At 60.4% G+C, this 10,238-nt stretch carries 7 protein-coding genes and 4 tRNA genes; 10 read left to right on the forward strand and 1 reads right to left on the reverse strand.

Going from position 1 to position 10,238, the window contains the following annotated elements; all coding sequences use genetic code 11:
* Window positions 1–74: 74 nt before the first annotated feature.
* Complete coding sequence (gene mutS / locus G5221_RS09125) at window positions 75–2,666, reverse strand: DNA mismatch repair protein MutS (protein ID WP_421263130.1); 2,592 nt, start codon at window positions 2,664–2,666, stop codon at window positions 75–77.
* Between the two features lie 249 nt (window positions 2,667–2,915).
* On the opposite strand from mutS, the gene pncC reads away from it, so the two are divergent.
* The 10 genes from pncC (at window position 2,916) to G5221_RS09175 (ending at window position 10,238) form a co-directional block, all read left to right on the forward strand.
* Window positions 2,916–3,407: a nicotinamide-nucleotide amidase gene (gene pncC / locus G5221_RS09130; protein ID WP_005348742.1), complete on the forward strand. Its 492-nt coding sequence runs from the start codon at window positions 2,916–2,918 to the stop codon at window positions 3,405–3,407.
* Window positions 3,408–3,487: 80 nt separating this feature from the next.
* A complete protein-coding gene (gene recA, locus G5221_RS09135) occupies window positions 3,488–4,552 on the forward strand; it encodes a recombinase RecA (protein ID WP_040068994.1) in 1,065 nt (354 codons plus the stop codon).
* 44 nt (window positions 4,553–4,596) lie between these two features.
* Window positions 4,597–5,106: a regulatory protein RecX gene (locus G5221_RS09140; RefSeq protein ID WP_421263131.1), complete on the forward strand. Its 510-nt coding sequence runs from the start codon at window positions 4,597–4,599 to the stop codon at window positions 5,104–5,106.
* Window positions 5,107–5,401: 295 nt separating this feature from the next.
* The gene (gene alaS, locus G5221_RS09145) at window positions 5,402–8,026 is read left to right on the forward strand and encodes an alanine--tRNA ligase (RefSeq protein ID WP_005336056.1); all 2,625 of its coding nucleotides are present in this window, start codon (window positions 5,402–5,404) and stop codon (window positions 8,024–8,026) included.
* Between the two features lie 16 nt (window positions 8,027–8,042).
* A complete protein-coding gene (locus G5221_RS09150) occupies window positions 8,043–9,281 on the forward strand; it encodes an aspartate kinase (protein WP_005336054.1) in 1,239 nt (412 codons plus the stop codon).
* A 103-nt stretch (window positions 9,282–9,384) separates the two neighbouring features.
* Window positions 9,385–9,573, forward strand: coding sequence for a carbon storage regulator CsrA (gene csrA, locus G5221_RS09155; protein ID WP_005336053.1), 189 nt, complete (start codon window positions 9,385–9,387; stop codon window positions 9,571–9,573).
* Window positions 9,574–9,786: 213 nt separating this feature from the next.
* Window positions 9,787–9,879 (forward strand) — tRNA-Ser (locus G5221_RS09160).
* 3 nt (window positions 9,880–9,882) lie between these two features.
* Window positions 9,883–9,959: transfer RNA gene (locus tag G5221_RS09165), tRNA-Arg, on the forward strand.
* A 100-nt stretch (window positions 9,960–10,059) separates the two neighbouring features.
* A tRNA-Arg gene (locus tag G5221_RS09170) sits at window positions 10,060–10,136 on the forward strand.
* A 25-nt stretch (window positions 10,137–10,161) separates the two neighbouring features.
* A tRNA-Arg gene (locus G5221_RS09175) sits at window positions 10,162–10,238 on the forward strand.

Here is a 10,238-nt window from a genome sequence, read left to right on the forward strand (position 1 = left end):
GCCCGATGGGCGGCTCTTTTGTTGATGATGACAGCGTCAGGCCAGTTGTTTCATACCTGAGCCGCAGCGGTTGTTCACAGCATCTGCTTGAGGCGATAGAGCAGGTCCAGTGCCTGGCGCGGGGTGAGCTCGTCCGGGCGCACTGCTTCCAGCTCTTCCACCACCGGATGAGGCTGCGGGGCGAGGGTCACCGGAGCCGGGCGGCTTTCACCGGCGGCGGCCGGAGTGGCGCTCTCCAGCTCATGCAGTTTGTGACGGGCCTGCTGGATCACCGATTTGGGTACCCCCGCCAGTGCCGCTACTTGCAGGCCGTAGGAGCGGCTGGCCGCCCCTTCCTGCACCGCGTGCATAAAGGCAATGGTGTCGCCGTGCTCCACCGCATCGAGATGGACGTTGGCCAGCCCGCTCATCAGCTCGGGCAGGCGGGTCAGCTCGAAGTAGTGGGTAGCGAACAGGGTGTAGGCGCCAATCTTGCTCGCCAGCTGTTCGGCACAGGCCCACGCCAGCGAGAGGCCGTCGTAGGTGCTGGTGCCGCGGCCAATTTCGTCCATCAGCACCAGACTGCGGGCGGTGGCGTTGTTGAGGATGTTGGCGGTCTCGGTCATCTCCACCATAAAGGTGGAGCGGCCGGAGGCGAGATCGTCCGATGCCCCGATGCGGGTGAAGATGCGGTCGATGGGGCCGATGCGGGCGCTGTCGGCCGGCACGAAGGCGCCGATATGGGCCAGTAGCACGATCAGCGCGGTCTGGCGCATGTAGGTCGATTTACCGCCCATGTTGGGACCCGTGATGATCAGCATCCGCCGCTCCCGCTCCAGCCGGATGGGGTTGGCGATAAAGGGATCTGTCATTACCTGCTCAACCACCGGATGGCGGCCCGCCTCGATCAGGATCTGATCCTCATCGATGAGGGTCGGGCAGCGATAGTCGAGGGTCTCGGCCCGCTCGGCCAGGTTGGCCAGCACGTCCAGCTCCGCCAGTGCGGCGGCGGAATCCTGCAGATCGCCGAGGTGGGGCAGCAGGGCATCGAGCAGCTCTTCGTAGAGGCGTTTTTCCAGCGCCAGCGCCTGGGACTGGGCGGTGAGTACCTTGTCCTCGTACTTCTTCAGCTCATCGATGATGTAGCGTTCGTTGTTCTTGAGGGTCTGGCGGCGGATGTAGTGGGCCGGCACCAGATGGCTGTTGGCCCGGCTCACCTCGATATAGAAGCCGTGCACCTTGTTGTAACCCACCTTGAGGGTGTTGATGCCGGTCAGCAGTTTTTCCCGCTCCTCGATGCGGGCGAGGCTGGCGGTGGCACCGTTGGCGAGATCCCGTAGCTCGTCCAGCTCCTGATTGAAGCCGTCACGGATGACGCCACCATCGCGGATCAGCACCGGCGGCACTTCCATCACCGCGCGCTCCAGCAGGTCGAGCAGCTCGGGGAAGGTGCTGGCCCGCTCGGCCAGTTGTTGCACCGCTTCGTGCTCGTTGTCCGCCAGCAGGCGTTGCAATTCGGGCAACTGGGCGAAAGCCTGACGCAGGCGGGTGAGGTCGCGCGGGCGGGCCGAGCGCAGGGCGAGACGCGCCAGCACCCGCTCCACATCCCCCACCTGACGCAGCAGGTTGCCCAACTCGTCGTAGAGGTTTTGCTCGATGAGCTCCTTGATGGTGCTCTGGCGACCTTTCAGGATCACCCGATCGCGGATCGGCTGGTGGATCCAGCGCTTGAGCAGGCGGCTGCCCATGGGAGTGGCGGTGCGATCCAGCACCTCGGCCAGGGTATTTTCATAGCCACCGGCCAGATTCTGGGTCAGCTCCAGATTGCGGCGGGTGGCGGCATCCATGATGACCGCATGATCCGGCTGTTCAAGGCGTACGTTGCGGATGTGGGGCAGGGCGGTGCGCTGGGTGTCCTTGACGTACTGCATCAGGCAGCCAGCGGCGCACAGGGCGGTCTCGCTTTTGTCGACGCCAAATCCCACCAGATCCTGGGTGCCGAACTGCTGGCAGAGCAGCTTGCGTGCGGTGCCCAGCTCAAACTCCCACTCCGGGCGACGACGCAGGCCGCGGCGACCCTCGATATGGTGCAGGAACTCGAAGGATTCCGGGTAGAGCAGCTCGGCCGGATTGGTGCGCTGCAGCTCAGCCAGCAGGGTCTCTTCTTTCTCGAACTGGTTGATGAAGAAGCGGCCGGAGCCGATGTCCATGGTGCCATAGCCGAAGCGGCGGCCATCGTGATAGACGGCGGCGATCAGGTTGTCCTGTCGCTCGCTGAGCAAAGCCTCGTCGGAGACGGTCCCCGGGGTGATGATGCGAATAACCTTGCGTTCCACCGGCCCCTTGCTGGTGGCGGGATCCCCCACCTGTTCGCAGATGGCGGCCGACTCGCCGAGCTGTACCAGCTTGGCCAGATAACCCTCGATGGCGTGATAGGGCACCCCCGCCATCGGGATGGGGCTGCCCGCCGACTGGCCACGTTTGGTCAGGGAGATATCGAGCAGCTGGGAGGCCTTGCGGGCATCGTCATAGAACAGCTCGTAGAAGTCGCCCATCCGGTAGAACAGCAGGATCTCCGGGTTCTCGGCCTTGAGGCCAAGGTACTGCTGCATCATGGGCGTGTGGGCGCTCAGATTGGCGCCGGGAGCGGAGCTTGTGGCGCCGCTGGCTTGGTGTTGTGCGGTCATGTTCTGTTCCAGAAGGGGCCTCTGCGGGCCAGTGTCTGCGGTGATGAGCCTTGAGCTTGATGACGCCATTCTACACATAAGCGCCGCGGCGGGGGAGCGGGTGTTCCGGGCGCAGCTGCTCTGCGCTATTGAGGCATGACGCCGGTGCGGCACCTCACATTGCGGCAGGCAAGGGCGGTCTGCCGTGGTTGCGGGCGGCGCTAGCGGGATCGCATAATGTGCCTCTTGAGCGGATCAGAAGGAGTCGTGATGAAACTGGATGCAGAGATAGAGCACCTTGCCATCGAGCTGGGACGGGCCCTCGGTCAGCGGGGCTGGCTGGCTGCGACCGCCGAATCCTGTACCGGCGGCGGGGTGGCTACGGCTATTACCGACATCGCAGGTAGCTCCGGCTGGTTCGATCGTGGTTTTGTCACCTACACCAACGAGGCCAAGCAGCAGATGTTGGGGGTGAGCAGCGAGAGCCTTGAACAGCACGGTGCAGTGAGCGAGGCTGTGGTGCTGGAGATGGCCCGCGGCGCGCTGGCTCACTCGTCTGCCTCCATCAGCGTTGCTATCAGCGGCATCGCCGGCCCCGGCGGCGCCACCGAGGGCAAGCCGGTCGGCACCGTCTGGTTCGCCTGGGCCGACCGCAACGGTCGTCACCACTCCCTGCTCGCCCGCTTCGACGGGGATCGCCGACAGGTGCGCCAGCAGGCGGTGAGACAGGCCTTGTCGGGTCTGTTGGCCCTGCTCAGATAAATTGGGCTTGATACTGTATGAATAGACAGTATACTTAGCCCAACTTCACTTCTTACTCACGATTTCCAGCGGAGATTGGCATGGATCAGAACAAACAGAAGGCACTGGCGGCTGCGCTGGGTCAGATTGAAAAGCAGTTCGGCAAAGGTTCCATCATGCGTCTGGGCGACAGCAAGACCATGGATATCGAAGCCATCTCTACCGGTTCCCTCTCGCTGGACGTGGCGCTGGGCATTGGCGGTCTGCCGTGTGGCCGTATCGTCGAAATCTACGGCCCGGAATCTTCCGGTAAAACCACGCTGACCCTGCAGGTGATCGCGGAAGCCCAGAAGAAAGGCAAAACCTGTGCCTTCGTCGATGCGGAACACGCCCTCGACCCTATCTATGCTGCCAAGCTGGGCGTCAACGTCGACGACCTGCTGATCTCCCAGCCGGATACCGGCGAACAGGCGCTGGAGATCTGCGACATGCTGGTTCGCTCCAACGCGGTTGACGTCATCATCGTCGACTCCGTGGCGGCCCTGACGCCGAAAGCGGAAATCGAAGGGGAGATGGGTGACTCCCACGTTGGTCTGCAGGCCCGTCTGATGTCCCAGGCGCTGCGCAAGCTGACTGCCAACATCAAGAACGCCAACTGCCTGTGCATCTTCATCAACCAGATCCGGATGAAGATCGGCGTCATGTTCGGTAGCCCGGAGACCACCACTGGTGGTAACGCGCTCAAGTTCTACGCCTCAGTGCGTCTGGATATCCGTCGTATCGGCGCCATCAAGGAAGGTGACGAAGTGGTCGGTAACGAGACCCGCGTTAAAGTGGTCAAGAACAAGGTTGCCCCGCCCTTCAAGCAGGCTGAATTCCAGATCTTCTACGGTGCCGGTATCTCCAAAGAGGGCGAGCTGGTGGATCTCGGTGTCAAGCACAAGCTGATCGACAAGGCCGGCGCCTGGTACAGCTACAACGGCGAGAAGATCGGCCAGGGCAAGGCCAACGTGATGAAGCTGTTCGCCGAGAACAAGGTGATGGCTGGCGAAGTGGAAGCCCGCCTGCGCGAGCTGCTGCTCTCCGGTGCCGTGCCAGTCGATGACAAGGCTGCACCGGTTGAGGCAGAAGAGTTCGATGCCGAAAGCGAACAAGAGTTCGAATAAGGAACAAAGGAAGGCCGGGTAGATACCCGGCCTTGTTATTTGTGATGGTTGATGAATCCGTTACCGAACCGGTCGAACCTGCCGAGCCGACCTTTGCCGAGCAGCTTGCCGCCGCCCGCGCCTTTGCCATGCGCAGTCTGGCCCGTCGCGAGAGTGCCGAGTCAGAGCTGGCTAGACGCCTGCGCCAGCAGGGCTTCAATGAAGAGGTGATCGAGGTGGTGGTCGACCACTGCCGCGGTTACAACTGGGTCAATGACGAGCGTTACGGCGGTATGGCAGTACGGGCCGGTGCCGCCAAGGGGCATGGCCCCATCAAGATCCGCTTCGATCTGCGCCGCAAGGGGCTCGACGATATGCAGATTGATGCCGCCTTCGATCAGCCGGAGCTGGACTGGTTCGAGCTTGCCTTCGAACTGCTGGAGCGACGGGCAAAAATTGTCGATCTGGCCGATTTCAAGCTGCGGATGAAGTGGCTCAAGTATCTGCTGGGGCGCGGCTTTACCCAGGATCAGGCCCGTTATGCCATCTCGGCCCTGCAGGAGCGGGAGGAGTAACGCCACTGCGTGGCAAACGTCGTTTCACCTCTCCTTGTGGCAGGTTTTTCCTGCTCGCTCAGTAGCTTGCGCGCACAATCCCGAAAAAGCGGCCTTTTGTTCATCTCATCCCTCTTTATGCGCTGCTTTTTTGCCTCTCGACAGTGAAAAAAGCCACTGTGGGCAGCGGCGCTCTTATCTGGCCCGCTTATGTGCGCTTTTTCGCCCGTGGCGGCCCTGTCTGTTTTACTTTACCCCGCAGAAAACTTACATTAATGCGGTTAAAAGTCCGTATTCGAATCAAGCAGGATTTTCCATGTATATGTCCACGTCAGAGATTCGCGCTGCGTTTCTCGAGTATTTCCGTTCCCAGGGGCACCAGGTTGTCTCCTCCAGCTCGCTGGTACCGCATAACGACCCGACCCTGTTGTTTACCAACGCGGGTATGAACCAGTTCAAGGACGTGTTCCTTGGCGCAGACAAGCGTGCCTACAATCGCGCGACGACTTCCCAGCGTTGCGTGCGTGCCGGTGGTAAGCACAACGATCTGGAAAACGTCGGCTATACCGCTCGTCACCATACCTTCTTCGAAATGCTGGGCAACTTCAGCTTCGGTGACTACTTCAAACAGGATGCCATCAAGTTTGCATGGGGCTTCCTGACCGAGGTGCTGCAGCTGCCGAAAGATCGCCTGCTGGTGACCGTTTACGCGACTGACGATGAAGCTTTCGATATCTGGGAAAAAGAGGTCGGTGTGCCGGCCGATCGCATTGTGCGCATCGGTGACAACAAGGGTGCCCCTTACGCTTCCGACAACTTCTGGGCGATGGGCGATACCGGCCCGTGCGGTCCCTGCACCGAGATCTTCTATGACCACGGCGATCACATCTGGGGTGGCCGTCCCGGCTCACCGGAAGAGGATGGTGACCGTTTCATCGAGATCTGGAACGTGGTCTTCATGCAGTTCAACCGTCAGGCTGACGGCACCATGGAGCCGCTGCCGCGTCCGTCCGTGGATACCGGCATGGGTCTGGAGCGTATCTCCGCCATCATGCAGGGTGTCCACTCCAACTACGAAATCGACATCTTCCAGGCGCTGATCAAGAAAGCGGCCGAGATTGTCGGCACCACCGATCTGAGCAACCAGTCCCTGCGCGTCATCGCTGACCACATCCGCTCCTGCGCCTTCCTGGTGGCAGATGGCGTGATGCCGTCCAACGAAGGTCGTGGCTATGTGTTGCGTCGCATCATCCGCCGCGCCGTGCGTCACGGTCGCAAGCTGGGCGCGACCGATGTCTTCTTCTACAAACTGGCTGCCGAGCTGGCAGTGCAGATGAAGGATGTCGCTGCCGAGCTGATCGCCCAGCTGCCGCTGGTCGAGCGCGTGCTGCGTATCGAGGAAGAGCAGTTTGTCCGCACCCTGGATCGCGGTCTGCTGCTGCTGGAAGACGCTCTGGCCAACCTGGGTGATGCCAAGGTTATTCCGGGCGAAGTGGTGTTCAAGCTCTATGACACTTACGGCTTCCCGGCCGACCTGACTGCCGACGTGGTGCGCGAGCGCGAGATCGGCATCGACGAAGAGGGCTTCAAGGCCGAGATGGAGAAGCAGCGTGCTCGCGCCAAAGAGGCCTCCAGCTTCGGTGTGAACTACAACGAGATGCTCAAGCTCGACTTCGAGACCCCCTTCACCGGTTACAAGACTCTGACCGAGCGTACCCGCGTGGTCGGTATCTACAAAGGTGTGGAAGAGGTGAGCGGTCTTATCGCCGGTGACGAAGCGGTCATCGTGCTGGAAGAGACCCCCTTCTACGCCGAATCCGGCGGCCAGATTGGCGACAGCGGTACCCTGAAAGTGGACGACGGTATCTTTGCCGTGACCGACACCCTGAAAGCGGGCAAGGCGATCATCCACAAGGGTTACATGGAGCTGGGCACCCTGGAGAAGGGCGCCGAAGTGGAAGCCGTGGTTGACGCTGACCGTCGTCAGGCCATCGCCCTGAACCACTCCGTGACTCACCTGCTGCACGCTGCCCTGCGTCAGGCTCTGGGCGAGCATGTCACCCAGAAAGGTTCTCTGGTTGGGGCCGAGCGCATGCGTTTCGACTTCTCCCACTTCGAGGGGCTGACCATGGCGACCATTCGCCGGGTCGAGGAGCTGGTCAACAACCAGATCCGCGCCAACCACGAAATCACCACCCAGCTGATGGATCTGGAAGCGGCCAAGTCCGCCGGTGCCATGGCGCTGTTTGGTGAAAAATATGAAGACGACGTGCGCGTGGTGCGCATGGGCGATTACTCCACCGAGCTGTGCGGCGGTACTCACGCCAAGCGCACCGGTGATATCGGCTTCTTCAAGATCATCGCCGAGAGCGGTATCGCTGCTGGCGTGCGCCGTATCGAAGCGGTGACCGGCAAAGCTGCCATCGACTTCATGCATCAGGTTGGCGAGCAGATCGAAGAGGCTGCTGCACTGGTGAAAGGTGACCAGTTCTGCATCGCCGACAAGGTTCGCCAGATGCTGGACAAGGCCAAGATGATGGAGCGCGAGCTGGAGCAGCTTAAGGCCAAGCTGGCCGCTCAGGCCGGTAACGACCTGCTGGGTCAGGTGATCGAGATCAACGGTCAGAAGGTGCTGGTTGCAGCGCTGGAAGGGGCCGATCCGAAATCCCTGCGCGGCATGCTGGACGAGCTGAAGAACCAGATGAAGTCCGGTGTTGTACTGCTGGCCACCTGTGCCGACGGCAAGGTCAACCTGATCGCCGGCGTCACCAACGACCTGACCGGCAAGGTCAAGGCCGGTGAGCTGGTCAATCTGGTTGCCCAGCAGGTGGGTGGCAAGGGCGGTGGCCGTCCGGACATGGCACAGGCGGGTGGTACCCAGCCTGAGGCGGTGCCGGCAGCGCTGCAATCCGTTCACTCCTGGCTGGAAGAGCGCCTGTAATCGGGCGAGGTGATCTGTGGCACTCTATGTACAGAAGTACGGCGGCACCTCGGTCGGCACACTGGAGCGGATCGAGGCGGTAGCTGAGCGGGTCGAGCAGACCCGCGCCCAGGGACACGACGTGGTGGTGGTTGTCTCCGCCATGTCGGGCGAAACCAACCGGCTGCTGGGCATGGCCCAGCAACTGGATCCTGATGCCAACCGGCGGGAGATGGATGTACTGGTCTCCACCGGTGAGCAGGTCACCATAGCGCTGCTGGCGATCGCGTTGAACAAACGCGGTTGTCCCGCGGTCTCAATGACCGGTGATCAGGTGCGGATTCATACCGATTCCGCCTATGGCAAGGCGCGCATCACCCACATCGACACCGAGCTGGTTCATGCCGAACTGGCTGCGGGCAAGGTGGTGGTGATCGCCGGTTTCCAGGGCCGTGACGAGCATAACGCCATCACGACGCTGGGCCGCGGCGGTTCGGATACCACGGCGGTTGCTGTGGCGGCGGCCATCAAGGCCGATGAGTGCCAGATCTTTACCGATGTGGATGGGGTATACACCACGGATCCGCGCATCGAGCCCAAGGCGCGTCGTCTCGACACCATCACCTTCGAGGAGATGCTGGAGATGGCCAGTCTCGGCGCCAAGGTGCTGCAGATCCGCTCGGTGGAGTTTGCGGGCAAGTACCGCGTCCCGCTGCGGGTGCTGTCGAGCTTTATCGATGGAGAGGGAACCTTAATCACATATGGAGGTGATAGGATGGAAGCTCCCCTGGTATCCGGGATCGCTTTTAACCGCAACGAGGCCAGCCTGACCATTCTGGGCGTGCCGGACAGACCAACCGTTGCCGCGCAGATCCTGAATCCGATCAGCGACGCCAACATTGATGTCGACATGATTGTGCAGAACACCCTGGGAGATGGCACCGCCGACTTCACCTTCACGGTGAATCGTGACGACTATCGCCGTGCCCGGGCTCTGTTGGAGGAGACCGCCACCGAACTTGGCGCCTCCTGCGTGCAGGGAAATGGCGAAATTGCCAAGGTTTCCATTGTCGGTGTCGGCATGTGGAACCATCCCGGTGTTGCGCGCACCATGTTCAAGGTATTGGGCGAGGAGGGGATCAACATGCAGTTGATCTCGACCTCTGAAATCAAAATCTCTGTGGTGATTGACGAGAAGTATCTGGAGTTGGCGGTGCGAGCCCTGCACGCGGCTTTCGGGTTGGATCAGGCACCGCAAGAGCAGCCCTTGGGCTAACAATCTCTGATTGATTTAGTTTCAACCATTTACCATATCGGTATCTTTGTTAGATAATGTCGCATATCGATATAAAAACAAAACAGGATACAGGAGCAAGCGAATGCTTATTTTGACTCGTCGTGTTGGGGAAACCCTGATGATTGGTGATGAAGTAACTGTCACCGTACTGGGCGTTAAAGGCAACCAGGTCCGTATCGGTGTTAACGCGCCGAAAGAGGTCTCCGTACACCGCGAAGAGATCTACCAGCGCATCCAGGCCGAGAAAGTTCCGGGCCAACCGGGCTTCTAAGCCACTTTCATGGCTGTGACAAGGCGACACCTCATGTGTCGCCTTTTGTTTTTCCGGCCCCCTGAAATTGCCCTGCAGGGCGCGAAACTGCGGGATAAGTGCCGATATTGTTTGAATATTCCACGCTTTGACCAAATGCTGAGCGAACGCACTTTTTTCTCCAAAAAAGTGTTTGACTAAAAATCCCTGTGAAGTATTATCAGCCCCGCAAACGGAGAGGTGGCCGAGAGGCTGAAGGCGCTCCCCTGCTAAGGGAGTATGCGGCTTATACCCGCATCGGGGGTTCGAATCCCCCCTTCTCCGCCATTTGCGCCCGTAGCTCAGCTGGATAGAGTACCTGGCTACGAACCAGGTGGTCAGAGGTTCGAATCCTCTCGGGCGCACCATATTACGACTCAAGCAAGAGTCATGTGTTGACCATTAGCAAGTCGACACTTTGGAAAAGGCTTACTGATAAGTAAGCTTTTTTTATCGTTTTAAAACAGGGCGCCCGTAGCTCAGCTGGATAGAGTACCTGGCTACGAACCAGGTGGTCAGAGGTTCGAATCCTCTCGGGCGCACCATTTAAAACGACACAACGATTTATGAGCGCCCGTAGCTCAGCTGGATAGAGTACCTGGCTACGAACCAGGTGGTCAGAGGTTCGAATCCTCTCGGGCGCACCA

This window comes from Aeromonas sp. 602200 (assembly GCF_049173895.1).
Classification (GTDB): Bacteria; Pseudomonadota; Gammaproteobacteria; order Enterobacterales; family Aeromonadaceae; genus Aeromonas; species Aeromonas veronii_A.

What these genes read in the sequence shown, in the direction of transcription:
- pncC (WP_005348742.1), top strand. Translation starts at nt 2,916, where the DNA reads ATGAAACTGGATGCAGAGATAGAGCACCTTGCCATCGAGCTGGGACGG.
- csrA (WP_005336053.1), top strand. Translation starts at nt 9,385, where the DNA reads ATGCTTATTTTGACTCGTCGTGTTGGGGAAACCCTGATGATTGGTGAT.
- alaS (WP_005336056.1), top strand. Translation starts at nt 5,402, where the DNA reads ATGTATATGTCCACGTCAGAGATTCGCGCTGCGTTTCTCGAGTATTTC.
- recA (WP_040068994.1), top strand. Translation starts at nt 3,488, where the DNA reads ATGGATCAGAACAAACAGAAGGCACTGGCGGCTGCGCTGGGTCAGATT.
- mutS (WP_421263130.1), bottom strand. Translation starts at nt 2,666, where the DNA reads ATGACCGCACAACACCAAGCCAGCGGCGCCACAAGCTCCGCTCCCGGC.
- G5221_RS09140 (WP_421263131.1), top strand. Translation starts at nt 4,597, where the DNA reads ATGGTTGATGAATCCGTTACCGAACCGGTCGAACCTGCCGAGCCGACC.